The sequence below is a fragment of the Paraburkholderia caribensis genome, assembly GCF_002902945.1.
Lineage (GTDB): Bacteria > Pseudomonadota > Gammaproteobacteria > Burkholderiales > Burkholderiaceae > Paraburkholderia > Paraburkholderia caribensis.
In genome coordinates this window covers 3,265,390-3,291,923 of the sequence record NZ_CP026101.1, presented here as the reverse complement: position 1 = coordinate 3,291,923, position 26,534 = coordinate 3,265,390, and the positions used below count along the sequence as shown (strand labels likewise).

At 62.4% G+C, this 26,534-nt stretch carries 33 protein-coding genes and 1 tRNA gene; 33 read left to right on the top strand and 1 reads right to left on the bottom strand.

The window, feature by feature from the left end; genetic code table 11:
* Window positions 1-59 precede the first annotated feature (59 nt).
* The 25 genes from C2L66_RS14615 (at window position 60) to tatC (ending at window position 18,772) form a co-directional block, all read left to right on the top strand.
* Window positions 60-881, top strand: a complete 822-nt coding sequence (locus C2L66_RS14615) for an ABC transporter ATP-binding protein (RefSeq protein ID WP_054929124.1) — start codon at window positions 60-62, stop codon at window positions 879-881.
* Window positions 878-1,645 carry a lipid asymmetry maintenance ABC transporter permease subunit MlaE gene (gene mlaE, locus C2L66_RS14610; RefSeq protein WP_035988938.1) on the top strand — a complete coding sequence of 256 codons (768 nt, stop codon included), beginning with the start codon at window positions 878-880 and terminating at the stop codon, window positions 1,643-1,645. Before C2L66_RS14615 ends, mlaE begins: the two co-directional genes overlap by 4 nt.
* 78 nt (window positions 1,646-1,723) lie before the next feature.
* Window positions 1,724-2,278 (top strand): outer membrane lipid asymmetry maintenance protein MlaD, encoded by a 555-nt coding sequence (mlaD, locus tag C2L66_RS14605; protein ID WP_035991115.1) that lies wholly within the window; start codon window positions 1,724-1,726, stop codon window positions 2,276-2,278.
* A gap of 11 nt (window positions 2,279-2,289) precedes the next feature.
* The gene (locus C2L66_RS14600; RefSeq protein WP_060599610.1) at window positions 2,290-3,222 is read left to right on the top strand and encodes an MlaA family lipoprotein; all 933 of its coding nucleotides are present in this window, start codon (window positions 2,290-2,292) and stop codon (window positions 3,220-3,222) included.
* A gap of 137 nt (window positions 3,223-3,359) precedes the next feature.
* Window positions 3,360-3,992 carry an MlaC/ttg2D family ABC transporter substrate-binding protein gene (locus C2L66_RS14595; RefSeq protein WP_054929122.1) on the top strand — a complete coding sequence of 211 codons (633 nt, stop codon included), beginning with the start codon at window positions 3,360-3,362 and terminating at the stop codon, window positions 3,990-3,992.
* Window positions 3,989-4,294, top strand: coding sequence for an STAS domain-containing protein (locus C2L66_RS14590; protein WP_054929121.1), 306 nt, complete (start codon window positions 3,989-3,991; stop codon window positions 4,292-4,294). Before C2L66_RS14595 ends, C2L66_RS14590 begins: the two co-directional genes overlap by 4 nt.
* Before the next feature lie 265 nt (window positions 4,295-4,559).
* Window positions 4,560-5,486: an ABC transporter ATP-binding protein gene (locus C2L66_RS14585; protein ID WP_060599611.1), complete on the top strand. Its 927-nt coding sequence runs from the start codon at window positions 4,560-4,562 to the stop codon at window positions 5,484-5,486.
* A complete protein-coding gene (locus tag C2L66_RS14580) occupies window positions 5,483-6,238 on the top strand; it encodes an ABC transporter permease (protein ID WP_060599612.1) in 756 nt (251 codons plus the stop codon). The genes C2L66_RS14585 and C2L66_RS14580 overlap by 4 nt, the downstream gene beginning before the upstream one ends.
* Window positions 6,239-6,246: 8 nt before the next feature.
* Window positions 6,247-6,486, top strand: coding sequence for a BolA family protein (locus C2L66_RS14575; protein ID WP_007731848.1), 240 nt, complete (start codon window positions 6,247-6,249; stop codon window positions 6,484-6,486).
* A 234-nt stretch (window positions 6,487-6,720) separates the two neighbouring features.
* Window positions 6,721-7,983 carry a UDP-N-acetylglucosamine 1-carboxyvinyltransferase gene (gene murA, locus C2L66_RS14570; protein ID WP_060599613.1) on the top strand — a complete coding sequence of 421 codons (1,263 nt, stop codon included), beginning with the start codon at window positions 6,721-6,723 and terminating at the stop codon, window positions 7,981-7,983.
* Entirely contained in the window at window positions 7,980-8,678 is a 699-nt protein-coding gene (gene hisG / locus C2L66_RS14565; RefSeq protein WP_060599614.1) for an ATP phosphoribosyltransferase, read from the top strand. Before murA ends, hisG begins: the two co-directional genes overlap by 4 nt.
* Before the next feature lie 54 nt (window positions 8,679-8,732).
* Window positions 8,733-10,055 (top strand): histidinol dehydrogenase, encoded by a 1,323-nt coding sequence (gene hisD / locus C2L66_RS14560; protein ID WP_054929116.1) that lies wholly within the window; start codon window positions 8,733-8,735, stop codon window positions 10,053-10,055.
* 150 nt (window positions 10,056-10,205) lie between these two features.
* On the top strand, window positions 10,206-11,276 hold the full coding sequence (gene hisC, locus C2L66_RS14555; protein WP_060599615.1) for a histidinol-phosphate transaminase: 1,071 nt from the start codon (window positions 10,206-10,208) through the stop codon (window positions 11,274-11,276).
* A 53-nt stretch (window positions 11,277-11,329) separates the two neighbouring features.
* On the top strand, window positions 11,330-11,917 hold the full coding sequence (gene hisB, locus C2L66_RS14550) for an imidazoleglycerol-phosphate dehydratase HisB (RefSeq protein WP_054929114.1): 588 nt from the start codon (window positions 11,330-11,332) through the stop codon (window positions 11,915-11,917).
* Between the two features lie 61 nt (window positions 11,918-11,978).
* Window positions 11,979-12,599, top strand: coding sequence for a MarC family protein (locus C2L66_RS14545; protein WP_054929113.1), 621 nt, complete (start codon window positions 11,979-11,981; stop codon window positions 12,597-12,599).
* Window positions 12,596-13,237, top strand: a complete 642-nt coding sequence (hisH, locus tag C2L66_RS14540; RefSeq protein WP_035988975.1) for an imidazole glycerol phosphate synthase subunit HisH — start codon at window positions 12,596-12,598, stop codon at window positions 13,235-13,237. The genes C2L66_RS14545 and hisH overlap by 4 nt, the downstream gene beginning before the upstream one ends.
* A 204-nt stretch (window positions 13,238-13,441) precedes the next feature.
* Window positions 13,442-14,194 carry a 1-(5-phosphoribosyl)-5-[(5-phosphoribosylamino)methylideneamino]imidazole-4-carboxamide isomerase gene (gene hisA, locus C2L66_RS14535; protein ID WP_054929112.1) on the top strand — a complete coding sequence of 251 codons (753 nt, stop codon included), beginning with the start codon at window positions 13,442-13,444 and terminating at the stop codon, window positions 14,192-14,194.
* A gap of 147 nt (window positions 14,195-14,341) precedes the next feature.
* On the top strand, window positions 14,342-15,115 hold the full coding sequence (gene hisF, locus C2L66_RS14530; protein WP_054929130.1) for an imidazole glycerol phosphate synthase subunit HisF: 774 nt from the start codon (window positions 14,342-14,344) through the stop codon (window positions 15,113-15,115).
* Between the two features lies 1 nt (window position 15,116).
* The gene (hisI, locus tag C2L66_RS14525; RefSeq protein WP_009771325.1) at window positions 15,117-15,524 is read left to right on the top strand and encodes a phosphoribosyl-AMP cyclohydrolase; all 408 of its coding nucleotides are present in this window, start codon (window positions 15,117-15,119) and stop codon (window positions 15,522-15,524) included.
* On the top strand, window positions 15,521-15,895 hold the full coding sequence (locus tag C2L66_RS14520) for a phosphoribosyl-ATP diphosphatase (protein ID WP_054929111.1): 375 nt from the start codon (window positions 15,521-15,523) through the stop codon (window positions 15,893-15,895). Before hisI ends, C2L66_RS14520 begins: the two co-directional genes overlap by 4 nt.
* 120 nt (window positions 15,896-16,015) lie before the next feature.
* Entirely contained in the window at window positions 16,016-16,411 is a 396-nt protein-coding gene (locus C2L66_RS14515; protein WP_054929110.1) for a DUF4870 family protein, read from the top strand.
* A 30-nt stretch (window positions 16,412-16,441) separates the two neighbouring features.
* Window positions 16,442-16,807, top strand: coding sequence for a histidine triad nucleotide-binding protein (locus tag C2L66_RS14510; protein WP_007731835.1), 366 nt, complete (start codon window positions 16,442-16,444; stop codon window positions 16,805-16,807).
* A gap of 302 nt (window positions 16,808-17,109) precedes the next feature.
* Entirely contained in the window at window positions 17,110-17,346 is a 237-nt protein-coding gene (gene tatA / locus C2L66_RS14505; protein WP_007731834.1) for a Sec-independent protein translocase subunit TatA, read from the top strand.
* Between the two features lie 55 nt (window positions 17,347-17,401).
* Window positions 17,402-17,950, top strand: coding sequence for a Sec-independent protein translocase protein TatB (gene tatB / locus C2L66_RS14500; RefSeq protein WP_060599616.1), 549 nt, complete (start codon window positions 17,402-17,404; stop codon window positions 17,948-17,950).
* Between the two features lie 42 nt (window positions 17,951-17,992).
* Entirely contained in the window at window positions 17,993-18,772 is a 780-nt protein-coding gene (gene tatC / locus C2L66_RS14495) for a twin-arginine translocase subunit TatC (protein ID WP_035988995.1), read from the top strand.
* Between the two features lie 118 nt (window positions 18,773-18,890).
* On the opposite strand, the gene C2L66_RS14490 is transcribed toward tatC, so the two are convergent.
* A complete protein-coding gene (locus C2L66_RS14490) occupies window positions 18,891-20,099 on the bottom strand; it encodes a Do family serine endopeptidase (protein ID WP_035988997.1) in 1,209 nt (402 codons plus the stop codon).
* Window positions 20,100-20,119: 20 nt separating this feature from the next.
* Here C2L66_RS14490 and C2L66_RS14485 point away from each other — a divergent pair, with 20 nt between their 5' ends.
* The 8 genes from C2L66_RS14485 (at window position 20,120) to C2L66_RS14450 (ending at window position 26,528) form a co-directional block, all read left to right on the top strand.
* Window positions 20,120-20,866, top strand: a complete 747-nt coding sequence (locus tag C2L66_RS14485; protein WP_054929109.1) for a Nif3-like dinuclear metal center hexameric protein — start codon at window positions 20,120-20,122, stop codon at window positions 20,864-20,866.
* A gap of 219 nt (window positions 20,867-21,085) precedes the next feature.
* A complete protein-coding gene (gene petA, locus C2L66_RS14480; protein ID WP_054929108.1) occupies window positions 21,086-21,703 on the top strand; it encodes a ubiquinol-cytochrome c reductase iron-sulfur subunit in 618 nt (205 codons plus the stop codon).
* Complete coding sequence (locus tag C2L66_RS14475) at window positions 21,703-23,085, top strand: cytochrome b (RefSeq protein WP_035989005.1); 1,383 nt, start codon at window positions 21,703-21,705, stop codon at window positions 23,083-23,085. Before petA ends, C2L66_RS14475 begins: the two co-directional genes overlap by 1 nt.
* A gap of 23 nt (window positions 23,086-23,108) precedes the next feature.
* Window positions 23,109-23,864 carry a cytochrome c1 gene (locus tag C2L66_RS14470; protein ID WP_054929107.1) on the top strand — a complete coding sequence of 252 codons (756 nt, stop codon included), beginning with the start codon at window positions 23,109-23,111 and terminating at the stop codon, window positions 23,862-23,864.
* Window positions 23,865-23,959: 95 nt separating this feature from the next.
* Complete coding sequence (locus tag C2L66_RS14465) at window positions 23,960-24,571, top strand: glutathione S-transferase N-terminal domain-containing protein (RefSeq protein WP_006052302.1); 612 nt, start codon at window positions 23,960-23,962, stop codon at window positions 24,569-24,571.
* Between the two features lie 75 nt (window positions 24,572-24,646).
* Complete coding sequence (locus C2L66_RS14460) at window positions 24,647-25,132, top strand: ClpXP protease specificity-enhancing factor (RefSeq protein ID WP_054929106.1); 486 nt, start codon at window positions 24,647-24,649, stop codon at window positions 25,130-25,132.
* Between the two features lie 26 nt (window positions 25,133-25,158).
* Window positions 25,159-25,234: transfer RNA gene (locus C2L66_RS14455), tRNA-Thr, on the top strand.
* A gap of 148 nt (window positions 25,235-25,382) precedes the next feature.
* Window positions 25,383-26,528: a methyltransferase gene (locus C2L66_RS14450; protein WP_060599617.1), complete on the top strand. Its 1,146-nt coding sequence runs from the start codon at window positions 25,383-25,385 to the stop codon at window positions 26,526-26,528.
* Window positions 26,529-26,534 lie beyond the last annotated feature (6 nt).

Genomic DNA, 26,534 nt, shown 5'->3' with positions numbered 1-26,534 from the left:
GCAGGGTTTGCACGAAGGCCCTATAATTCGGCCTTCCGTGTAAAAGGACTGTCAGCTACGTGCCTTCCTCTTCCGAGACCCTCCTTGAGCTGCGCGACGTCGACTTCGGCTATGGCGAGCGGCTCGTCCTGTCGAACCTGAATCTGCGCTTCAAACGCGGCCAGGTGGTCGCGGTCATGGGCGGCTCGGGATGCGGCAAGACGACCGTGCTGCGGCTGATCGGCGGCCTGGTGCGCGCGCAGCGCGGCCAGGTGATGTTCCACGGGCAGGACATCGGCGCGCAGACGCGTGACGGCCTGTACGCGCTGCGTCGCAAGATGGGCATGCTGTTTCAGTTCGGCGCGCTGTTCACCGACATGTCGGTGTTCGAAAACGTCGCCTTCGCCCTGCGCGAGCACACCGATCTCCCCGAAGAACTGATCCGCGACCTCGTGTTGATGAAGCTCAACGCGGTCGGCCTGCGCGGCGCACGCGACCTCGCGCCGTCGGAGATTTCGGGCGGCATGGCCCGCCGCGTGGCGCTGGCCCGCGCCATCGCACTCGATCCTGAACTGATGATGTACGACGAGCCGTTCGCCGGTCTCGACCCCATTTCGCTCGGCATCACGGCTAACCTGATCCGCGCGCTCAACACGGCGCTCGGCGCGACGTCGATCCTCGTCACGCACGACGTGCCCGAATCGTTCGCGATCGCCGACTACGTCTACTTCCTCGCCAACGGCGGCGTCCTCGCGGAAGGCACGCCGGCCGAGCTGCGCGCGTCGACCGACCCGACCGTGCGCCAGTTCATCGACGGCACGCCCGACGGCCCGTTCAAATTTCACTATCCGAGCAACACGCCGCTCGCGGCGGATTTCGGCATTGGCGGAGGCCGCGCATGATCAGCTTCATCGGCCGTTCCGTCATTTGCGGGCTCGGGCAAACGGGTTATGCGACGCGCATGTTTCTGCGCCTCGTGCTCGAATTTTTCCCGCTGCTGCGCCGTCCGCGTCTTGTCACGAAGCAGATCCACTTCGTGGGTAACTATTCGCTGGTGATCATCGCGGTGTCGGGGCTGTTCGTCGGCTTCGTGCTCGGCTTGCAGGGTTACTACACGCTCAACCGCTACGGTTCCGAACAGGCGCTCGGGCTGCTCGTCGCGCTGTCGCTGGTGCGCGAGCTCGGCCCCGTCGTGACGGCGCTGCTGTTCGCCGGTCGCGCGGGCACGTCGCTCACGGCCGAAATCGGCCTGATGAAGGCGGGCGAGCAACTGACGGCGATGGAGATGATGGCCGTCGATCCTCTGAAAGTGGTCGTCGCGCCGCGCATGTGGGCGGGCATCATTTCGATGCCGATTCTCGCGGCGATTTTCAGTGCGGTGGGCGTGCTCGGCGGTTACGTGGTGGGCGTGCTGATGATCGGCGTCGACGCCGGCGCGTTCTGGTCGCAGATGCAGGGTGGCGTCGATGCGTATCGCGACGTCGGCAACGGTGTGATCAAGAGCATCGTGTTCGGCTTCGCGGTGACGTTCATCGCGCTCTACCAGGGCTACGAAGCGAAGCCCACGCCGGAAGGCGTGTCGCGCGCGACGACCAAGACAGTCGTCTACGCGTCGCTGGCCGTGCTCGGCCTCGATTTCCTGCTGACCGCGCTGATGTTCAGCTAGGCGGTGGCGAGCCAGGCTTCGCGCGGTGCGCCGCGCAGCGCTCACGCCGCGGCGGCATAGATTCTCTTTGGGATGACGATGAAAAAAACTGCTCTCGATTTCTGGGTAGGTCTGTTCGTGGTGCTCGGCTTCATTGCGTTGCTGTTCCTCGCGCTGAAGGCCGGCAACATGAGCTCGCTGTCGTTTCAGGCGACATACCCGGTCAAGCTGAAGTTCGACAATATCGGCGGCCTCAAGGTGCGCGCGCCCGTGAAGAGCGCGGGCGTGACGGTGGGCCGCGTCGAATCGATCGGCTTCGACAGCAATTCGTATCAGGCGCTCGTGACGCTCGACCTCGACAAGCAGTATCAGTTTCCGAAAGACACGTCCGCGAAGATTCTGACGTCGGGCCTGTTGGGTGAGCAGTACATCGGTCTTGAGCCGGGTGGCGACAGCGAAATGCTGAAAGCCGGCGACACGATCACGATGACCCAATCGGCAATCGTCCTGGAGAATCTGATCGGGCAGTTCCTGTATAGCAAGGCAGCGGATTCGGGCGCTGCCAAACCCGGTGCGTCCGCTGCGGCACCTGCGCCTGCGGAGCCGGCTCCTGCAGCGCCGGCTGCGGCTGCTTCGGGTGCATCCGGCCAATAAGGAGAACAACAATGAACACGACACGCTTACGTGTCGCGGGGATCACGCTGGCGGTGGCAGCCCTGGCGGGTTGCGCAACCGTTCAGAATCCGACGAAGGAAGATCCGATCGAGGGCTTCAACCGTACGGTCTTCACCTTCAACGACACGCTCGACAAGTACGCGTTGAAGCCGGTCGCGAAGGGCTATGTGTTCGTCACGCCGCAACCGGTGCGTGACAGCGTCACGAACTTCTTCTCGAACATCGGCGACGTGTACATCGCGGCGAACAATCTGCTGCAGCTGAAGATCGCCGACGGCGTATCGGACATCATGCGGATCGTGATCAACACGATCTTCGGCGTCGGCGGTCTGTTCGACGTCGCGACGCTCGCCAAGCTGCCCAAGCACGACAACGACCTCGGCCTGACGCTCGGCCACTACGGCGTGCCGGCGGGTCCGTATCTGGTGTTGCCGCTGTTCGGGCCGAGTACCGTGCGCGACGGCGTGGGCATGGTGGGCAACTACTTCATCAACCCGCTCACGTACGTGCAGCCGGACAGCGTGAGCTGGGCGCTCTACGGTCTGAACGTGGTCAACACGCGCGCGAACCTGCTGAACGCAAGCGACGTGCTCGAAGGCGCGGCGCTCGACAAATACTCGTTCGTGCGTAACGCGTATCTGCAGCGCCGCCGCTATCTGCTGACGGGCGGCAATGCGTCCACGGGGCTGCCGGACTACGGTAGCGAAGCACCGCTGCCGAAATACGAAGACGTCGACGGCGGCGCGGCAACGACGCCTGCGCCCGCGCCGGCTTCGGCGCCGCAGGCGGCTTCGGGCGCGTCTTCCAACGATGCCCCGGGTGCCGCGCAGCCCGCGTCGGAAACCGACGCGCCGCCGACGGTCCCCGGCGGCCAGATCGTGCCGCCGGCGCACTTCGGCTACCCGTCGCTGAAGCTGCACTGAGGCATGGCACATGCGAGCGGCGTATCCGTCTGTCGTAACACTCGGATACGTTTCTCGCAGTTTGGGCGTGGATTGCGGCTGAACTCGCGTGATATCGTCGCCTCCAACCTAAGCTTATTTTTTTTGCAGGACTGGAAATGAAAAAATTCTTCTTCTTTATCCCGTTTATTGCAGCTCTCTTTGCGTTCAGCGGCGCGGCGTCCGCGCAAGCCGTCGACAGCAGCAACCCGGACACGATGGTCAAGACCGTCACGCAGCAGGTGATCGACGCCGTGCGCGCCGACAAGACGATCCAGAGCGGCAATATCGGCGCCGTCACGAAGCTCGTGAACGAGAAGATTCTTCCGTACACGGACTTCCGCCGCACGACGCAGCTCGCGATGGGCCGCAACTGGCGCACGGCGACGCCGGAGCAGCAGAACGCCGTCGTCGAGCAGTTCAAGACCCTGTTGATCCGTACGTATTCTGGCGCGCTGGCTCAGGTGAGGGATCAGGAAATCCAGTACAAGCCGTTCCGCGCGAGCCCGGAAGACACCGACGTGGTGGTCCGCTCGGTCGTGATGAACAACGGCTCGCCCGTCGAACTCGACTACCGTCTGTACAAGACGCCGCAAGGCTGGCGCGTGTATGACCTGAACGTGCTCGGCGCATGGCTGATCCAGGCGTACCAGCAGCAGTTCAACGAGCAGATCCAGAAGAGCGGCGTCGACGGTCTGATCCAGTTCCTGACGGCACGCAACCAGCAACTCGCGAACGGCAAACAGTCGTGAACAACTTCGTCAGCGCGCCGGTGAGCACGCCCGTCAACACGTTCGAAACCGGCAGCACCTTGACCCACGCGAGCGCGAAGGCCGCGCTCGAGGCCGGTCTCGCGCGCATCGGCGGCGGCGCGACGGCGGTCGACTGCGCGGCACTCACGCAATTCGATTCGTCGGCGCTTGCCGTGCTGCTCGCATGGCAACGCGCGGCGAGCGCGCGCGGCACGCCGCTCGTCGTCGTCAACCTCCCTGCGGGGCTGTCCAGTCTCGCACAAGCCTACGGTGTCGATACCCTCATCACCGTACGACATTGACGCTCACGCGTCAGTGAGTCGCGCCGCGTTTCACGCTTTGCGCTGGCTCACGTTCTCCCAAGGCAAGTCGGCCGGTTCGACTTTTGCCCTATAATCAAACGTTTTTTGGCGCGTGGCCGTTTCATCCCGCATCGCGGAAACGGCCGTAGAGGTTGCAAGATAGCGCAAGCGGTCTTTTGCACCCGGCCCCAATTTCGTTCCCCCATGCTTTCGCGCCCTTGCCGGGCGATCTATCAGGCGCTGTCCACCTTGACGGCGCACAGTCATGTCAGCGATTGAAATTCGTAACGTCAGGAAGCGCTACAAGGATCTGCAAGCGCTCAAAGGCGTCAGCTTCACCGTCGAACAAGGCGAATTCTTCGGGCTGCTCGGTCCGAACGGCGCCGGCAAGACGACGCTCATCAGCATCCTTGCCGGGCTCGCACGCGCCGATGAAGGCAGCATCACGGTTCACGGCCACCACGTCGTCGACGGCTTCCGTCTTGCGCGCCGCGCGCTCGGCGTCGTGCCGCAGGAACTCGTGTTCGATCCGTTCTTCACCGTGCGCGAGACGCTGCGCATCCAGTCGGGCTACTTCGGCCTGCGCAAGAACGACGACTGGATCGACGAAGTGATGGCCAATCTCGATCTCACCGAAAAAGCCGACGCGAACATGCGCGCGCTGTCGGGCGGGATGAAGCGCCGCGTGCTGGTCGCGCAGGCGCTGGTGCACCGGCCACCCGTGATCGTGCTCGACGAGCCGACGGCAGGCGTCGATGTCGAACTGCGCCAGACGCTGTGGAAATTCATCTCGCGCCTGAACCGCGAAGGGCACACGATCGTGCTGACCACGCACTATCTGGAAGAAGCCGAATCGCTGTGCGACCGCATCGCGATGCTGCGGCGCGGTGAAGTCGTCGCGCTGGAACGGACGAGCACGCTGCTTGAACGTTTCGCCGGCACGCAACTGTTCATCCGTTTCGCGCAGGGCGTGCTGCCCGCCGAATTGCGGGCGCTCGAAGTCGATCCCACCAATGTCAACGGACGTCAACATCTGCTGCGCCTGTCGAGCTACGACGACGTGGAGCGCATCCTCGCGCAATGCCGCACGGCGGGTTGTACGTTCGAGGAAATCGAGGTCCGCAAGGCCGACCTCGAAGACGTGTTCATGCAGGTGATGAACGGGCCGGAAGTGGTCGAGGGGTTGGCATGAGCGGTTTCCGTACGTTGTTCTACAAGGAGCTGCTGCGCTTCTGGAAAGTCTCGTTCCAGACGGTGCTCGCGCCCGTCGTTACCGCATTGCTGTATCTGACCATTTTTGGCCACGCGCTGCGCGATCACGTGCAGGTCTATCCGGGTGTGCTGTACACGAGCTTTCTCGTGCCGGGCCTCGTGATGATGAGCGTGCTGCAGAACGCGTTCGCGAACAGTTCGTCGTCGCTGATCCAGTCGAAGATCACGGGCAATCTGGTGTTCGTGCTGCTGCCGCCGCTCTCGCATTGGGAAATGTACGGCGCGTATGTGCTCGCGGCTGTGGTGCGCGGATTGAGCGTCGGGCTGGGCGTATTCATCGTCACGGTCTGGTTCATTCCGATGAGCTTCAGCGCGCCGCTTTATATCATCGCGTTCGCGGTGCTCGGTTCGGCGATTCTCGGCACGCTCGGTCTGATCGCGGGCATCTGGACCGAGAAGTTCGACCAGCTCGCCGCGTTCCAGAATTTTCTGATCATGCCGCTCACGTTTTTGTCGGGCGTGTTCTACTCGACGCATACGCTGCCGCCCGTGTGGCGGGAAATCTCGCGGCTGAACCCGTTTTTCTACATGATCGACGGCTTTCGTTATGGCTTCTTCGGTATGTCGGATATCAATCCGCTATGGAGCCTTCTGATTGTCGGCGGTTTCTTCGTCGTGCTGGCCGTGCTGGCGATGCGCATGCTCGCTTCCGGCTTCAAGCTGCGTCACTAGGAGCACTCATGCTACCCACTCCCGAACAGGTCAAGAATTACATCGCGGCCGGCCTTCCTTGCGAGCATCTCGAAGTGGAAGGCGACGGCCAGCATTTCTTCGCGACCATCGTGTCGCCGAATTTCGAAGGCAAGCGACTGATTCAACGGCATCAACTCGTCTATGCGGCGCTTGGCGACCGCATGCGCGAAGAGATCCACGCGCTCAGCATGAAAACGCTGACGCCCACCGAATGGCAAAGCGCCTGACTCGCGTATCGACACTACGCGGAAACACCTGCTGTCTGTCGGAGGACGGCGCTCGATAACCTGGCTGCAAGAGCGGAAGAACAAGCTGCACAAAAAAGCTTTAGACGTGGCTGCAAATTAGCTGGAACATTAGTGCGACTTACACAAGAGAATCGCGACGCCGCAAACGGCGCCGCAGCAACCGCCCACAACAAGACGCCCGCAGGCGGACGGGCAGATCAGGAACAAACAGGCATGGACAAACTCGTGATTGAAGGCGGGCAAAAGCTCGCTGGTGAGATCGTTGTTTCGGGTGCGAAGAACGCGGCGTTGCCGATCCTTTGCGCAGGCTTGTTGAGCGCGGAGCCCGTTCATCTCGAGAACGTGCCCGATCTGCAGGACGTGCGCACGACGCTCAAACTGCTCGGCCAGATGGGCGTCCGCACGGAAAGCAGCGACGGAAAGGTGCTGCTCGACGCTTCGAAGGTCGACAATCTGGTCGCGCCGTACGAACTCGTGAAGACGATGCGCGCGTCGATTCTGGTGCTCGGCCCGCTGGTCGCGCGCTTCGGCGAGGCGAAGGTGTCGCTGCCGGGCGGCTGCGCAATCGGCGCACGTCCGGTCGACCAGCACATCAAGGGCCTGCAGGCGATGGGCGCCGAGATCAACATCGAGCACGGCTTCATCGAAGCGCGCGCGAAGCGTCTGAAGGGCGCGCGCATCATCACCGACATGATCACCGTGACGGGCACCGAAAACCTGCTGATGGCAGCCGTGCTCGCGGAAGGCGAGACGGTCATCGAGAACGCCGCGCGCGAGCCGGAAGTCGGCGATCTGGCGAATCTGCTGGTCGCGATGGGCGCGAAGATCGACGGCATCGGTACGGACCGCCTCGTGATTCAGGGCGTCGACAAGCTGCACGGCGCCACGCACACGGTCGTACCGGATCGTATCGAAGCGGGCACGTTCCTGTGCGCGGTCGCGGCGGCGGGCGGCGACGTCACGTTGCGTCACGTGCGTCCGCAGATTCTCGAAGCCGTGACCGACAAGCTGCGCGAAGCAGGCGTGACGATCGAAGAGGGCGACGACTGGATGCGCGTGCGCATGAGCCAGCGTCCGAAGGCCGTGTCGTTCCGCACGTCGGAATACCCGGCGTTCCCGACCGACATGCAGGCGCAGTTCATGGCGCTCAACGCACTGGCGGAAGGCACGTCGCAAGTGGTCGAAACGATCTTCGAAAACCGCTTCATGCACGTGCAGGAACTGAACCGTCTCGGCGCGAACATCACGATCGACGGCAAGACGGCGCTCGTCAACGGCGTCGAGAAACTGTCGGGCGCGAAGGTGATGGCCACCGATCTGCGCGCGTCGGCGAGTCTGGTGATCGCGGGCCTGTGCGCCGATGGCGAAACGCTGATCGACCGCATCTATCACCTGGATCGCGGCTACGACCGGATGGAATCGAAACTCACCGCAGTCGGCGCGAAGGCGCGCCGCATCAAGGGTAATCAGGCATGAGCGAATTGCCGCAAACGTCGTCGTCGCCAGCAGTGGGCAAGCCGCTGACGCTCGCGCTGTCGAAGGGCCGCATCTTCGAGGAAACGGTGCCGCTGCTCGCGGCAGCGGGCATCGAAGTGACGGAAGACCCGGAAACGTCGCGCAAGCTGATTCTGCCGACCACAGATCCGAACCTGCGCGTCATCATCGTGCGCGCCACCGACGTGCCGACGTACGTCGAATACGGTGCCGCCGATTTCGGCGTCGCGGGCAAGGACGTGCTGATCGAGCACGGCGGCGGCGGTTTGTATCAGCCGATCGATCTGGACATCGCGCGCTGCCGGATGTCGGTGGCGGTCGCCGCCGGCTTCGACTACGCGAACGCGGTGCGCCAGGGCGCGCGCCTGCGCGTCGCCACGAAGTATGTGCAGGTGGCGCGCGAACACTTCGCAGCCAAGGGCGTGCACGTCGATCTGATCAAGCTGTATGGATCGATGGAGCTCGCGCCGCTGGTGGGTCTCGCCGACGCGATCGTCGACCTGGTCAGCTCGGGCGGCACGCTGCGCGCCAACAATCTTGTCGAGGTCGAGGAGATCATGCAGATCTCGTCGCGCCTCGTAGTGAACCAGGCGGCGCTGAAGCTCAAGCGCGCCGCGCTGGCGCCCATTCTCAACGCGTTCGAGCGCGCGTCGCAACGCAGCGACGCAACGGCCTGACGCAAAGGCCGCAGCCGAGTCTGACTCGCGCGCCTTACCGAAACGGATACCAGCATGTCTATCAAGATTCGCAAACTCGATTCCAGCACTGAGAATTTCCAGAAGTCGCTGCATGCGGTGCTCGCGTTCGAAGCGAGCGAAGACGAAGCGATCGAACGCTCGGTCGCGCAGATTCTGGCCGACGTGAAGGCGCGCGGCGATGCCGCCGTGCTCGACTATACGAACCAGTTCGACCGCCTGAATGCGAAAGATGTCGGCGCGCTCGAACTGCCGATGGCGGAACTGGAAGCGGCACTGGAAGGCCTGGAACCGAAGCGCCGCGCGGCGCTCGAGGCGGCGGCGGCGCGCGTGCGCGGCTATCACGAGAAGCAGAAAATCGAATGCGGCAGCCATAGCTGGCAGTACACGGAAGCCGACGGCACCGTGCTTGGCCAGAAGGTGACGCCGCTCGACCGTGCGGGTATTTACGTGCCGGGCGGCAAGGCGGCGTATCCGTCGTCGGTGCTGATGAACGCGATTCCGGCGCGTGTGGCCGGCGTGCGCGAAATCGTCATGGTCGTGCCGACCCCGGACGGCGTGAAGAACCCGCTCGTGCTAGCGGCGGCGCTGCTGGGCGGTGTGGACCGCGTGTTCACGATTGGCGGCGCGCAGGCGGTCGGCGCGCTCGCCTACGGCACGCAGAGCATTCCCGCCGTCGACAAGATCTGCGGTCCCGGCAATGCGTATGTCGCGTCGGCGAAGCGCCGCGTGTTCGGCACGGTCGGGATCGATATGATCGCCGGTCCGTCGGAAATTCTCGTGCTGTGCGACGGCACGACCGATCCGCGCTGGGTCGCGATGGACCTGTTCTCGCAGGCCGAGCACGACGAGCTCGCGCAATCCATTCTGCTGTGCCCGGACGAAGGTTTCATCGCGCGCGTCGAAGACGCCATCAACGAACTGCTGCCGACGATGCCGCGCCGCGACGTGATCCAGGCGTCGCTCGAAGGGCGTGGTGCGCTGATCAAGGTGCGCGACATGGAGCAGGCGTGTGCGATCGCCAACGACATCGCGCCGGAACACCTCGAAATTTCCGCGCTGGAGCCGCAGCAGTGGGCGCAACAGATTCGCCATGCGGGCGCGATCTTCCTCGGCCGCTACACGAGCGAAAGCCTCGGCGATTACTGCGCGGGGCCAAATCACGTGCTGCCTACGTCTCGTACCGCACGTTTCTCGTCGCCACTCGGCGTCTATGATTTCTTCAAGCGTTCCAGCCTGATCGAAGTGAGCGCGGACGGTGCGCAGACGCTCGGTGAAATCGCCGCTGAACTGGCGTATGGCGAAGGCCTGCAGGCGCATGCACGCAGCGCCGAGTACCGGATGAAGAACCCAGGCTGACCTTGCGGCGAGCCGCCTTTTCACGCGGGCAACCCCCGCGCTGATTTCGAGACGGCTCCGTTTTCACGAAAACAGAGAACTCAACCCGGGTCGGCTGTGAGCCGCCCCTATTGCGCTGTCGCCTGCCAGAGGGCGGGCGCGCCCCACGCCATGACGACACCTCAAGACATCATTCGCCGCGACGTGCTCGCGATGACGAGCTACCCCGTTGCCGATGCGGCGGGCCTCGTGAAGCTCGATGCAATGGAGAATCCGTTTCCGCTGCCGGAAGCGCTGGCCGCGCAACTCGGCGAGCATCTGGCGGGCGTCGCGCTGAACCGCTATCCGGCGCCGCGTCCGCAGGCGCTCATCGAGAAGCTCAAGCGCGTGATGAACGTGCCGGCGAACTGCGAGGTGCTGCTCGGCAACGGCTCGGACGAACTGATCAGCATCGTCTCCGTGGCCTGCGCGACGCCGGGCGCAAAGGTGCTGGCGCCCGTGCCGGGCTTCGTGATGTACGCGATGTCGGCGAAGCTCGCGGGCATGGAGTTCGTCGGCGTGCCGCTGAACGCCGACTTCACGCTCGACGTGGAGTCGATGCTCGCCGCTATCGCTGAACACCGGCCTACCGTGATCTACCTGGCGTTTCCGAACAACCCGACGGGCACGCTGTTCGATCCGGCCGATATGGAGCGCATCATCGAAGGGGCGAGCGGAAGCCTCGTCGTGATCGACGAAGCGTATCAGCCGTTCGCGCAAGAGAGCTGGATGCCGCGCGCGGCAGACTTCGACAACGTCGTCGTGATGCGTACCGTGTCGAAGCTGGGCCTCGCGGGCATCCGCCTGGGTTACATGGCGGGCCGCATGGAATGGATCAACGAATTCGACAAGGTGCGCCCGCCGTACAACGTCAACGTGCTGACGCAGGCAACGGCCGATTTCCTGCTCGATCACATCGACGTGCTCGACGCGCAGGCTGCGCAATTGCGCGACGAACGCGCGAAGCTGGCGCAAGCCGTCGCCGCGCTGCCGGGCGCCGAAGTGTTCCCGAGCGCGGGCAATTTCCTGCTCGTGCGCGTGCCGGATGCATCGGCGACGTTCGAAACCCTTCTAACTTCGCGGGTTTTGATCAAAAACGTGAGTAAAATGCATCCATTGCTCGCGAATTGCGTGCGTTTGACGGTCGGCTCGCCGGAAGAAAACGCGCAAATGCTCGCCGCGCTAAAACTTGTGCTGAACTGAAGCCAGCACTTTCACAACCCCACTTTTTTCAAAGTCAGATTCGAGGAATTGCCATGCGCCTTGCGGAAGTCGTTCGCAACACCAGCGAAACGCAGATCCGTGCAACGATCAACCTGGACGGCACCGGTCAGCAGAAGCTGGCCACGGGCGTGCCGTTCCTCGATCACATGCTCGACCAGATCGCCCGTCACGGGCTGATCGATCTGGACATCGAAGCGCATGGCGATACGCATATCGACGACCACCATACCGTCGAAGACGTCGGCATCACGCTTGGGCAGGCCGTTGCAAAGGCCGTCGGCGACAAGAAGGGCATTCGCCGCTACGGACATTCGTACGTGCCGCTCGACGAAGCGCTGTCGCGCGTCGTGATCGATTTTTCCGGACGGCCGGGCCTCGAATTCCACGTGCCGTTCACGCGTGCGCGCATCGGCACGTTCGACGTCGATCTCTCTATCGAATTTTTCCGCGGCTTCGTCAATCATGCCGGCGTTACGCTGCATATCGACAACCTGCGCGGCCTGAACGCGCATCATCAGATGGAAACGGTGTTCAAGGCTTTCGGCCGCGCATTGCGTATGGCCGTCGAGCTGGATGAGCGCGCGGCGGGGCAGATTCCGTCGACCAAGGGCAGCCTCTGAGCGACGCGTAGCCACCCATGCCACCCAAAGGACCGGCTGCGCGGCGCGCCGCCGGCTTGAGATGGACATCATCAAGTCGTTTATTTCGCTGCTGGCGTTGATCAACCCGGTGGGCGCGATACCGTTCTTTCTGAGCCTGACGTCGCAGCAATCGTCCGCCGAACAGCGCCGCACGATCCGTATCGCGTCGATTTCGGTGTTCTGCGTGATTGCCGTGAGCACGTTGCTCGGGCAGCAGATCATCCGCTTTTTCGGCATTTCGATCGGCGCGCTCGAAGTGGGCGGAGGCATCATCATGCTGCTGATGTCGATCAGCATGCTGAACGCGCAGGTCGGCAATGCGCGCTCGACGCCCGAAGAGCGTCACGAGGCGGAGATGAAGGACAACATCGCCGTCGTGCCGCTGGCGATCCCGCTGCTGACGGGACCGGGCTCTATCAGTACTGTCCTAGTCTATTCGGCCAGCTATCCTCATTGGTACGAGCGGATTACTCTGATTGGCATCGGCGCTGTGATTGCGGCGCTGTGCTTCGGATCGCTGAGTCTTGCCGAACCGATTGCCCGCTGGGTCGGTCGGACGGGAATCAACATCGGTACCCGGCTGATGGGTTTGATGTTGTCGGCGCTGGCGGTGGAGTTCATCGTCAACGGATTGAAGGCGTTGCTGCCTAATTTGAAATGAAAACTTCGATTGCGATTGTGGATTACGGAATGGGCAACCTGCGCTCGGTCGCCCAGGCGTTGAAGAAGGCCGCGCCGGAAGCGGACGTGGCGATCGTCGACAAGCCCGAAGCGATCCGCGCGGCGGACCGCGTGGTGCTGCCGGGCCAGGGCGCGATGCCCGACTGCATGCGCTCGCTCGGCGAGTCCGGCTTGCAGGACGCCGTCGTCGAAGCGTCGCGCAGCAAGCCCCTGATGGGCGTGTGCGTCGGCGAGCAGATGCTGTTCGACTGGAGCGCGGAAGGCGATACGAAGGGCCTGGGCCTGTTGCCGGGCAAGGTTGTGCGCTTCGATCTCGAAGGCCAGTTGCAGGACGACGGCTCGCGCTTCAAGGTCCCGCAGATGGGCTGGAACCGTGTCCGTCAGGCGCAGCCGCACCCGTTGTGGGACGGCGTCGCCGACAACGCGTTCTTCTACTTCGTGCACAGCTATTACGTCGTGCCGGAAAACGCCGCGCATACGTCGGGCGAAACCGTGTACGGCGTGCCCTTTACCTCGGCAGTGGCGCGGGATAACATTTTTGCGACCCAATTCCACCCGGAAAAGAGCGCCGACGCGGGCCTGCGCGTGTATCGCAACTTCGTGCACTGGAATCCCTGATCCCCGGCCGTCAGCATCTTTAACCGTCCATGTCCTCCGTCCGGCCTTGCTCCCTCGCTCATGTGCCTATGCATTCGAAGCCCGTCGGCAAGGTCGCCGAAAGACATGTACTAAACTAGCGGAACGGCCTGGCGCCGGCCCCGGCCCCGGCCGGATTTGCCGCCAGCCGAACTTCAATTTTTTTCCTGACAACACCCGATTGCTATGCTGCTGATCCCCGCCATCGACCTGAAAGACGGTCAGTGTGTACGCCTCAAACAGGGCGATATGGACCAGGCGACGATTTTCCACGAGGAACCGGCGGTGATGGCCCGACATTGGGTCGACCGCGGCGCGCGGCGCCTGCACCTCGTCGACCTGAACGGCGCGTTCGCCGGCAAGCCGAAGAACGAAGACGCGATTCGCGCGATCATCGAAGAAGTCGGCGGCGAGATTCCCGTGCAACTGGGCGGCGGCATCCGCGACCTGAACACGATCGAACGCTATCTGGACGACGGCCTCGAGTACGTGATCATCGGCACGGCGGCGGTGAAGAACCCCGGCTTCCTGCTCGAAGCGTGCACGGCGTTCGGCGGCCATATCATCGTCGGCCTCGATGCGAAGGACGGCAAGGTCGCCACCGACGGCTGGAGCAAGCTGACGGGCCACGAAGTCGCGGACCTCGCGCGCAAGTTCGAGGACTACGGCTGCGAGTCGATCATCTACACGGACATCGGTCGCGACGGCATGCTTCAGGGCATCAACATCGAGGCGACGGTGCGCCTTGCGCGCGCGGTGAAGATTCCCGTGATCGCGAGCGGCGGCCTGTCGAACATGGGCGATATCGACGCGCTGTGCGAAGTGGAAGCCGAAGGCATCGAAGGCGTGATCTGTGGCCGTGCGATCTATTCGGGCGACCTGGACTTCGCCGCGGCGCAGACGCACGCGGACCGTTTGCGCGAATCGGACGACGCCTGAGCGTCGGGTTTTCCGCGCATCGCGCGCGCCTGAAGCATCGTTCACAGGCGCGCGGAGCGTCCGGCATGCCGGCCTTGCGCCGTTCTCCTGCAATTCACGCATGGGCGAACGGCCTCACCAGCGGTATTGGCAGAAAATAGCAAGATCATGGCTTTAGCTAAACGCATTATTCCCTGTCTGGACGTCACGGCTGGCCGCGTGGTCAAGGGCGTCAACTTCGTCGAATTGCGCGACGCGGGTGACCCTGTCGAAATCGCGCGCCGCTACGACGAGCAGGGCGCGGACGAACTCACGTTCCTCGATATCACCGCTACGTCGGACCAGCGCGACCTGATCCTCCCGATCATCGAAGCCGTGGCTTCGCAGGTGTTCATTCCGCTGACGGTCGGCGGCGGCGTGCGCGCCGTCGAAGACGTGCGGCGGTTGCTGAACGCGGGCGCGGACAAGGTCAGCATGAATTCGTCGGCAGTGGCGAATCCGCAGCTCGTGCGCGATTCGACCGACAAATACGGTTCGCAGTGCATCGTCGTCGCGATCGACGCGAAGCGCGTGTCGGCCGACGGCGAAGCGCCTCGCTGGGAAGTCTTCACGCACGGCGGGCGCAAGAACACGGGCCTCGACGCCGTCCAATGGGCGCGCAAGATGGCCGAACTCGGCGCGGGCGAAATCCTGCTGACCAGCATGGACCGCGACGGCACGAAAAGCGGCTTCGACATCGCGCTGACGCGCGCCGTGTCGGACGCGGTGTCCATTCCCGTCATCGCGTCGGGCGGCGTCGGTTCGTTGCAGCATCTGGCCGACGGCATCAAGGAAGGCCGCGCGGACGCTGTGCTCGCCGCGAGCATCTTCCACTATGGCGAGCACACGGTTGGCGAGTGCAAGCACTTCATGGCCGATCAGGGCATTTCGGTGAGGTTGTAACGTGAATCCGTCTGAAGTCGGCTGGCTCGACAAGGTGAAGTGGGACGCGAACGGCCTCGTGCCCGTGATCGCGCAGGAAGCGTCGACTAACGACGTGCTGATGTTCGCGTGGATGAACCGCGAAGCGCTGTCGAAGACGATCGAAACGGGGCGCGCGGTCTATTTTTCCCGCTCGCGCCAGCGCCTGTGGTTCAAGGGCGAAGAGTCGGGCCATGTGCAGCATGTGCATGAGGTGCGGCTCGATTGCGACGAAGACGTCGTGCTGCTGAAGGTCGAGCAGGTGTCGGGCATCGCCTGCCACACGGGCCGGCATTCGTGCTTTTTCCAGAAATTCGAAGGCTCGGTCGATGCCGGCAACTGGGTTGCCGTCGATCCCGTGCTGAAAGACCCCGAACACATCTACAAATGACGCAAAACTCGCAATCGACGAACGATACGCTTCGGCGTCTCGCTGCCGTTATCGACAGCCGCAAGGGCGGCGATCCTGACGCTTCGTACGTGTCGCGCCTGTTCCATAAGGGCGACGACGCGGTGCTGAAGAAGATCGGCGAGGAAGCCACGGAAGTCGTGCTGGCCGCGAAGGACGTGCGCCTCGGTGCGGAGCGCAAGGCGCTGGTCGGCGAAGTGGCCGATCTGTGGTTTCATTGCCTCGTGATGCTGTCGCACTTCGACCTGAATCCCGCCGACGTTCTGGCCGAACTGGAACGCCGCGAAGGGCTGTCGGGCATCGAAGAAAAAGCATTGCGCAAGAGCCGCGAGCGCGAGCAGAACGGCGACTGAGCACGCGCAGGACATGACCGCGCGCGCAGATGCACGCGCGGCGAAACACGGCGAAGAGACGAGACACGCAGCACCGGCACAGCAACAGTATCCATTCGCACGCTCCAGGAGGACGCAAGCATGGAACAGTCGCACGGCGGTTATCCGCCACCGTCGTATCAGAGCGCAGTCGAAATCGACCGGCAGCGCAGCCTGCGCACGCTGACGCACATCATCTACGCGCTCTATGCCGTGTACTGGCTGACGGGCGGCATCTCGGTGCTGGTCGCGATCATCATCAACTACATCAAGCGGCCTGAGACCATTGGCACGCCATACGAAGCGCATTTCGACTGGCAGATCCGCACGTTCTGGATGGGACTGATCGGGCATCTGATCGGCGTTGCGCTGTTCATCGTGCTGATCGGCGTGCCTATTCTGTGGGCTGTCGCGATATGGACCTTGTACCGTATCATCAAAGGCTGGCTGTATCTGTACGACAACAAGCCGCTGACGAATCCACGCGGCTGGTTCTGAGCAGCACCGCGTTCGCTGTCCACCTAGACCATGAGCCACGATCCCAATTGCCTGTTCTGCAAGATCGCCGCGGGCGAGATCCCGTCGACGAAAGTCCACGAAGACGACGAGTTCGTCGCGTTCCGCGACATCCGTCCGGCGGCCGAAACGCATGTGCTCGTGATACCGCGCAAGCACATCGAGACGCTCTCGAACTGTACCGAGAGCGATTCAGCCCTGCTTGGTAAAATGCTCATATTGGTTGCACGTCTCGCCGATCAGCTGGGCGTCGCGTACAAAGGTGGGCAGACCGGTTTCCGCACGGTCATCAATACGGGGCCTGGCGGTGGGCAGGAGGTCTATCACCTGCACGCGCATCTGCTGGCGGGACCGCGCCCGTGGTTGAGAATGGGCTGAGGGCGGGTCAAACGGGCGCGTTGGCGGACGTTCGGTGAGAAACGAGCGACAAAGATTCGCCGCATCCGCTTTTTGACTACGCACAATGGCGGGCCGGGCATCGCGACGTCGTTATTTAATGTAGGGATGTAACGACAGCGACTCGCAGACATGTTCATAATGGGACCGAGGGCGCTGACGCAATAAGGCGGCGTCGGCGGTAGTTTTGCACACGGGGTGCGTTCTTGTGGCGCGCTTCGATTCAGCCGCAAGGCGCATAGTCGCCGTCGCCAGGCACGACGGTGGGGGTTAAGGAGATTTTCATGGGTTCGTTGAGTATTTGGCATTGGCTGATCGTTCTGCTGATCGTCGCACTGGTGTTCGGCACGAAGAAGCTGCGCAATATCGGCACTGATCTGGGCGGCGCGGTGAAGGGCTTCAAGGAAGGCATGAAGGACGGCGAAACGCCTGAAGGCCAGCAGCGCGACCAGCTTTCGCGCACCAACACCGTCGATGTCGACGCAAAGGAAAAGGCGCCGCATTCCGGCGATTCCCGCTAATCCGGCGCCAGCCGAGCTTGCGCTGACACGCGCGCACTGACGGGAAGCCCTATCCATGCTGGACCTCGGTTTAACCAAGATGGCGTTGATCGGCGTGGTCGCGCTGGTCGTGCTCGGCCCCGAACGCCTGCCGCGCGTGGCTCGCACGGCGGGCGCGCTGTTCGGCCGCGCGCAGCGCTATATCAACGACGTGAAGGCCGAAGTCACGCGTGAGATCGAACTCGACGAATTGCGTCGCATGAAGACCGAGTTCGAATCGGCGGCGCATAACGTCGAAAGCACGATTCACGACAACATGCGCAAGCACGAGACGGAACTGAACGAAGCGTGGACGCAGGGCACGTCGGTGTCGCCGAGTATTGCGGGCGGCGCGACCGACAGCCTGATGAGCGCGACCGACGGTTCCGCTACATCAACGGGCGGGACGTCGTGGCGCAGCACCGACGCCGCCGCTTCCAAACGCAAAAACTGGCGCGTGAAGCAGGCGGCCACGCCGAACTGGTACAAACGCGCGACGTTGCGGCGTACGCGTGTACAGTCGGGCGCCGCGCGCGTCGCACGCCATACGCCCGTCAGCCTGCGTCGGCCGACACGTTTTTTCTGATCGTCCGATGTCCCGCGCATCAATCTCTTACCGAGGGCCGGCGTGAGCGACCCCCAAAACCAGAACGAAGGCACTGAAGAGACCTTCATCTCGCATCTCGTCGAACTGCGCGACCGCATCATCCGCGCGGGCATTTCGGTGATTGTCGTGTTCGTCGGGCTCGTCTACTGGGCGCCCGACATCTTCCGGCTGCTCGCGCGTCCGCTGATGAACAATCTGCCGAAGGACGGCAAGATGATCGTCACCGACGTCACCGGCTCGTTCTTCGTGCCGATGAAAGTGACGATGCTGGTCGCCTTCGTGATCGCGCTGCCAATCGTGCTGTATCAGATCTGGGCGTTCGTCGCGCCGGGTTTGTACCAGCACGAGAAGAAGCTGGTCGGTCCGCTGGTCGGCAGCAGCTATACGCTGTTTCTGTGCGGGATGGCGTTCGCGTATTTCGTCGTGTTTCCGACTATTTTCCGCGTGATGGCGCACTACAACGCGCCGCTTGGCGCGGAGATGACCACCGATATCGACAATTACCTGAGTTTCGTGCTGACGATGTTCCTCGCCTTCGGCGTGACGTTCGAAGTGCCGATCGTCGTCGTGCTGCTCGTACGCATGAACGTGCTGACGATCAAGAAGCTCAAGGAGATCCGGCCGTATGTGATCGTCGGCGCGTTCGTGATCTCGGCCGTGGTGACGCCGCCCGACGTGTTCTCGCAGCTCATTCTCGCGATCCCGCTGATCGTGCTGTACGAAGCGGGCATCATCGCGGCGCGGCTCTTCGTCAGCAAGCCGGTTGCCACGGCTGAAAACGAGGGCGGGGCGGCAAGCTGAGCGAACCTCGTGCCGCTCGGGCCGCGCCCGACAGCAAAAAGGGCAGTGCTCCGTTGGAGACTGCCCTTTTTGTTTGACTTCGCTAATTCGCTAACTGAGCGGCCGACCGATTGATCGCTCAACCGCCATCGTCGTCATCGCCTTCGTCCGAAGGCTGCTTCGGCGGCGGCGGGCGCTTGCCGATCATCACGTTCAGATCCATTTCCTTGTTCTTGCGCACCAGATGCACCTTCGCGTCGGTGCCGGGCTTGATCTGCGCGATTACGTTCAGGAGACGCGTGGTGTCGGTGATGTCCTGGCCGTTGACCGACACCAGAATGTCGCCGGGCTTGATGCCTGCCTTGTCGGCGGGGCCGCCCTTGAGTACGCCCGCGACGATCGCGCCCGACTTCTGATCGAGCCCGAACGATTCCGCGATCTCCGGCGTCACGTCCTGCGGCTCGACGCCGATCCAGCCGCGCGTCACGGTGCCCGTCGTGATGATGCTTTCGAGCACGCTGCGCGCCGTTGAAACGGGAATCGCGAAACCGATGCCGAGCGAGCCGCCCGAGCGCGAGTAGATCGCCGTGTTGATGCCGAGCAGGTTACCGTTCACGTCGACGAGCGCGCCACCCGAGTTGCCGGGATTGATCGGCGCGTCGGTCTGGATGAAGTTTTCGAATGTATTGATGCCGAGGTGATTGCGGCCGAGCGCGCTGACGATGCCCATCGTCACCGTCTGCCCGACGCCGAACGGATTGCCGATCGCGAGCACCACATCGCCGACGCGCGTCTGGTCCATGCGGCCGAGCGTGATGGTGGGAAGGTTGGTCATGTTGACCTTCAGCACGGCAAGATCGGTCTCGGGATCGACGCCGATCACCTTCGCGTTCGTCGTGCGTCCGTCGGCGAGCGCGATTTCGATCTGATCGGCGCCGTCCACGACGTGCTGGTTCGTTAGAATGTAACCTTCCGAACTCACGATAACGCCCGAGCCGAGATTGGCTGCGGGTTGCTCTTGCTGCTTTTTGTTCTTGTCGCCGAAGAAGTAGCGGAACAGCGGATCTTTGGCGCGCGGGTCGGGCGGAAGCGAGCCGTCCTTGCTGGAGAACACGTTGACGACGGCAGGCATCGCCTTTTGCGCCGCGTCCGCGTAGGAATTCTGGACATTGCCCCCGCTGCCGATCCCGGGTGCCACTTCTCGGAGCGCGACGATCGGCTCGGCCAGTTGCTTGCCGAACTGCCCTTGACGCTGCAGCCATTGCGGTTTGAGGGTCGCAATGATGAACATCAGCGCCAGCAGCACGGTCACCGCCTGGGCGAAGAACAGCCAAAAGCGTCTGAGCATCTGAAAAATTAGAGGGTGATATGGATCGGATCGAACTCGAATTGTACTTGAACAATCTCCTTGAAACTTCGCGGTTCAAGGACTATTGCCCCAATGGTCTGCAGGTCGAAGGGCGGCGCAAGGTCGAGAAAATCGCGACGGGCGTGACCGCGTCGCTGGCCTTTCTGGAGGCCGCGCTGGAGTGGGGCGCGGACGCCGTGCTGGTCCATCACGGCTACTTCTGGCGCAACGAGGCGCCGCAGATCACCGGCCGCAAATATCAGCGGCTCAAGGCGCTGCTCGCGAACGACCTGAATCTGTTCGCTTTTCATCTGCCGCTGGACGATCATCCGCTGTACGGCAACAACGCGCAGCTCGGCGCGAAGTTCGGTCTGATCGCCGACGGCCGTTTCGGCGACAACGACATCGGCTGGATGAGCACGTTGCCGATGCCGATCACGCTCGCGCATTTCACTGCAGAGGTCGAGCAGACCCTCGGCCGCACGCCGCTCGTATTCGGCGACCCGGACAAGAGCTTGCGCCGCGTCGCGTGGTGCACGGGCGCGGCACAGGGCTATTTCGACGCGGCGATCGACGCCGGCGCGGACGTCTATCTGACGGGGGAAATCTCCGAGCCGACCGTGCACACGGCGGCGGAAAGCGGTGTAGCGTTCATCTCGGCCGGTCATCACGCGACCGAGCGCTACGGCGTGCAGGCGCTGGGCGCGCATCTGTCCGAGCAGTTCGAGCTCGAACACCTTTTTATCGATATTCATAATCCAGTTTGAATGCTGGCCGGATTAGGCGCAGAAAAGGATTGAAAAACGGAGGAAATGCTTAATAAAAGCCGTGAAAATGTTTGCGATCCGTGCGGGGAAACCCTGATTTATCAATGACTTCGCACGGTTTTTGGCAATCGGCCCTTGTAAATGCCGACTCCATTCGAGCAAACTAGCGGCGGTAGACCCGACGTGAAGGAAAAATCCAACTCAGAAGTGGGGCGTGTGATGCGAGACAAGGAAGATGAACGCGTCGATGGCGGCCGCCGTTCCTGGCTGATTGCGACGACCGTAGCAGGTGGCATCGGAGGAGTCGCCACCGTCGTACCCTTTGTTAGTTCGTTTGCACCATCCGAAAAAGCCAAAGCGGCGGGAGCCCCCGTCGAAGTCGATATCTCCAACCTCAAGCCCGGCGACATGATGACGGTCGCATGGCGAGGCAAGCCCGTCTGGATCATCAATCGCACCGACAAGCAGTTGGCCGACGTCCAGAAGGCCGACAAGGAAGTCGCCGATCCGGAAAGCAAGAACCCGTTTTCGATGCCGGAGCCGGACTACACCAAGAACGAGTTTCGCTCGCGTCCCGAGCACAAGAATCTTTTCGTTGCTGTCGCGGTGTGCACTCATCTGGGCTGCACGCCGACTCCACGCTTTCAGGAAGGCGCGCAGCCCAATCTTCCCGATGACTGGCCGGGCGGTTTTCTCTGTCCCTGCCACGGCTCGACCTACGACATGGCCGGCCGCGTCTTCAAGAACAAACCTGCGCCGCAAAACCTCGACATCCCGCCTTACATGATCACCGGCAACACGCTCGTGATCGGCAAGGACGAGAAAGGAGAAGCGTAATGGCGACGACCGAAAAAGAGGTAGAAACAACGGGACTCACGGGCTGGATCGATCGCCGCTTTCCGATGACGGCGACCTGGAAAGCGCATGTCTCCGAGTACTACGCGCCGAAGAACTTCAACTTCTGGTACTTCTTCGGCTCGCTGGCGCTGCTGGTGCTGGTCAATCAGATCGTCACGGGCATCTTCCTGACGATGAACTACAAGCCCGATTCGCTGCTCGCGTTCGCATCGGTCGAGTACATCATGCGCGAGGTGCCGTGGGGCTGGCTGATCCGCTATATGCACTCCACGGGCGCGTCGATGTTCTTCGTGGTCGTGTATCTGCATATGTTTCGCGGGCTGCTGTATGGGTCGTACCGCAAGCCACGCGAACTGGTGTGGATCTTCGGCTGCGCGATTTTCCTGTGCCTGATGGCCGAAGCGTTCTTCGGCTATCTGCTGCCGTGGGGCCAGATGTCGTACTGGGGCGCACAGGTCATCGTCAACCTGTTCTCGGCAATTCCGTTTATCGGCCCGGACCTGTCGCTGTGGATTCGCGGCGACTACGTCGTGTCCGACGTCACGCTGAACCGCTTCTTCGCGTTCCATGTGATCGCGATTCCGCTGGTGCTGCTCGGGCTGGTGGTGGCGCACATCGTCGCGCTGCATGAAGTGGGGTCGAACAACCCGGACGGCATCGAGATCAAGGCGAAGAAGGATGCGAACGGCATTCCGCTGGATGGCATTCCGTTCCACCCGTACTACTCGGTGCACGACTTCATGGGCGTGTGCGTGTTCCTGATGGTGTTCGCGGCGATCATCTTCTTCGCGCCGGAAATGGGCGGCTATTTCCTCGAGTCGAACAACTTTGTCCCGGCGAACCCGCTGCAAACGCCGCCGGAAATCGCACCTGTCTGGTACTTCACCGCGTTCTACGCGATGCTGCGCGCCACGACCGACCCGTTCAAGATCGTGCTGATGATCGTGATCGGCCTGCTCGGGCTGTTCGCGCTGATCCGGGCGCGCGGCAAGTGGAAGCTCGGCCTGCCCGTGCTCGCCGTTCTGGTAATCCTCGCGATGGCGTTCACGGAATCCAAGTTCTGGGGCGTCGTGGTGATGGGCAGCGCGGTGGTGTCGCTGTTCTTCCTGCCGTGGCTCGACCGGTCGCCGGTGAAATCGATCCGCTACCGGCCGTTCTTCCACAAGGTGTTTTACGGGATCTTCGTGCTGGCCTTCCTGACGCTCGCGTTCCTCGGAACCAAGCCGCCGTCTCCGGCAGCGACGCTGATTGCGCAGATCTGCGCGCTGATCTATTTCGCGTTTTTCCTCGGCATGCCGTTCTGGACGCCGCTTGGCAAGTTCAAGCAGCCGCCCGAACGAGTGCGGTTCAAACCCCACTAACCGCGAGCCAGGAGAAAACGAAAATGAGAAAACTGCTTTCGACGCTCGCGCTGCTCGGTGCAACCGTGCTGGCGCTATCCGCGGCGTCCGTTCGCGCGGAAGGCGAATTCCCGCTCGACCGTGCGCCCGACAACGCGGACAATATTGCTTCGTTGCAGCACGGCGCCCAATTGTTTGTAAACTACTGCCTGAATTGCCATAGTGCGAACCTGATGCGCTACAGCCGATTGCAAGATATCGGTATTTCGCAGAAGGAAATTGAAAAAAACCTGCTGTTCACGACAGATAAAGTCGGTAACACGATGACGGTCGCCATGCGCCCCGACGACGCGAAAGCGTGGTTCGGTGCGACGCCGCCCGATCTGTCGGTGGAAGCGCGGGCAAGAAACCGCGACTGGCTGTATACGTATTTGCGCAGTTTCTACCGCGACGACACACGGCCGACCGGCTGGAACAATATGGTGTACGAGAACGTGAGCATGCCTCACGTGCTGTGGGAGCTTCAGGGGCAAAGAACGGCGAAGTTCGAAGACGAAATCGACGAACACACGAAGGAAAAGGTCAAGAAATTCGTGGGATACCAGCAGGTCACGCCGGGGGCAATGTCGCCGGTAGATTATGATTCTGCTGTGGCCGACCTCGTGTCGTACCTGTCATGGATGTCCGAACCGACGCAGAAGACCCGTCGCCAGCTTGGCGTGTGGGTGCTGCTGTTCCTGGGCGTTCTGAGCTTTTTCGCCTGGCGACTGAACGCCGCGTACTGGAAAGATATCAAATAGTCACACCGTAACGGGTGTGGGGCCGGCGCAAGGGAAGACCTGCATGACGGTTTTCCCGCTCGCTGGCCCTTTAAGTTTTTTGAGGAAACGCAAACATGATGGTTCTGTATTCCGGCACTACTTGCCCGTTCTCCCAGCGCTGCCGGCTGGTGTTGTTCGAAAAGGGCATGGACTTCGAAATCCGCGACGTCGACCTGTTCAACAAACCGGAAGACATCGCCGTGATGAATCCGTATGGTCAGGTGCCGATTCTCGTCGAACGGGATCTGATCCTGTACGAATCGAACATCATCAACGAGTACATCGACGAACGCTTCCCGCATCCGCAACTGATGCCCGCCGATCCCGTCCAGCGTGCTCGCGCGCGTCTGTTCCTGCTCAATTTCGAGAAAGAGCTGTTCGTCCACGTCGGCACGCTCGAAAACGAGAAGGGCAAGGCGGCTGAGAAGAACCACGAAAAGGCGCGCCTGGCTATTCGCGACCGCCTGACGCAGCTCGCACCGATCTTCCTGAAGAACAAGTACATGCTCGGCGAAGAATTCTCGATGCTCGATGTCGCGATCGCGCCGCTGTTGTGGCGTCTGGATCACTACGGCATCGAACTGTCGAAGAACGCCGCGCCGCTGATGAAGTACGCCGAGCGTATTTTCAGCCGTCCGGCCTATATCGAAGCGCTGACGCCGTCGGAAAAGGTGATGCGCCGCTGAGTTTGAGATTGGCATCGGGTGTGGCGCGCGGCGTTCCATTGCGGTTCGCGCGCCTGCCCGGCAAAAGGACCGTTGATGCAAGAGATTTCCACGAAGCCGTACCTGCTGCGCGCGCTGTACGAATGGTGTACCGATAACGGCTATACGCCGCATATCGCGGTGCGTGTCGACAACCAGACGCGGGTGCCGCGCCAGTTCGTGCGCGACAACGAGATCGTGTTGAACATCAGCTTCGAGGCGACCAGCCAGCTGCAGATGGGCAACGAATGGATCGAGTTCAACGCGCGGTTCTCGGGCAAGTCGCACAAGATCGAGGTGCCCGTTGCCAACGTGCTCGCCATTTACGCGCGCGAGAACGGGCAGGGCATGGCGTTCCCGGTCGAATCGGCGGGCGGCGAGGCGACGGACTCCGAGGACGAAGAAGCCGTGATAGCCGAAGCGCCGGAAGCGGCGCCACAGGCTGCGGCTGCTGAGAAAGTCAGCGAAACCGATGAAGATCCGCGTCCCGACGACGATGGATCGAAAGGTGGCGGAAGAGGCCACCTCAAAGTCGTGAAATGAAGTAGAATCGCGGTCTCAAGTCTTACGCCGGCTTAGCTCATCAGGTAGAGCGCTTGACTTGTAATCATGAGGTGGCGGGTTCGAGTCCTGCAGCCGGCACCAGTATCAAAAAACGGGTTACACGGGCATACCGTGTAACCCGTTTTTCTTTGGTCCACTCCACAGTCTCCGTTCAGTCGTCCTCAAACGTCTCATCCCTCCAAAACGGACACGATGTCGACGAGGCCCAACGGTTCAATAGAATACGGACATGACCAACTTCCCCACCCTGACCTGGCCCGAAGCCGACGGCCCGCAATCCGCGCGCTGGCGCTCGGAAGCCGCCGTTCCGCCCGCGAAGCGCGTCGTGATCGCCGACGACCGCACGACGGCCGACGCCGCCTATCGCCTCGCCTGCGAGGGCACGGCGCTGCTCTGGCGCGGCGACTTCCAGAACGCGCGTCAGTTGCTGCAAGCGATGACCCGCCGGCTCGAACGCAAGCCGCGAAAACAGGTTGCTGAAACCCCGCTCGACGCCTTCAACCTGCACCGGCAAGCGCAGTCGCAACGCGCGCGCACGCTCGGCATGCTGCTGATTCCGCTCGAAGCCGACTACACCATTCCATTGCGCCGCGCGCCGAATGTCCAGCAGGCCTGCGAAGAAGTCTACGGCCCGCCTGCGCAGGAACCGTCCGTGGTCTCGTTGCGCGAACTGCTGGGTATGATCGGCGCGCACGAGTGGCGCAAGAAGGGCGTCGAGATTCCCGCTTTGCAGGAGCGCATCCATCCGTACTACGGCGTGTTTTCGCCCGTGCGCGGCGAATATGTCGATCTGGTCGCGCGAACGCCATTGCCTTCCGTCGAAAAGGCGTTCGATATCGGTGTCGGCACGGGCGTGCTGTCGGCGGTGCTCGCGAAGCGGGGCGTCAAGCGTATCGTCGCGACCGATCAGGACCCACGCGCGCTCGCTTGTGCAAAAGAGAACCTGACGCGGCTCGGCTACGACAGCCAGGTCGAGGTGATCGCGGCCGATCTGTTCCCCGAAGGCCGCGCACCGCTGGTCGTCTGCAATCCGCCGTGGGTGCCGGCGCGTCCGGCGTCGCCCGTCGAGAATGCCGTGTACGACTACGAAAGCCGGATGCTGCTTGGCTTTCTGAACGGACTCAGCGCTCATCTTTCACCGGGCGGCGAGGGCTGGCTGATCCTGTCGGACTTCGCGGAACATCTGGGCATGCGCACGCGCGACTGGCTGCTGAGTGCAATCGACAACGCGGGTCTGGTCGTCGCGGGACGCGAGGACATCAAGCCGCGTCATCCGAAAGCAACGGACGCCGCCGATCCGCTGCACGCCGCGCGTAAAGCCGAAGTCACGTCGTTGTGGCGGCTCAAGGCCAAAAGAGCCGCAACGAAGCCGTGACCTTGT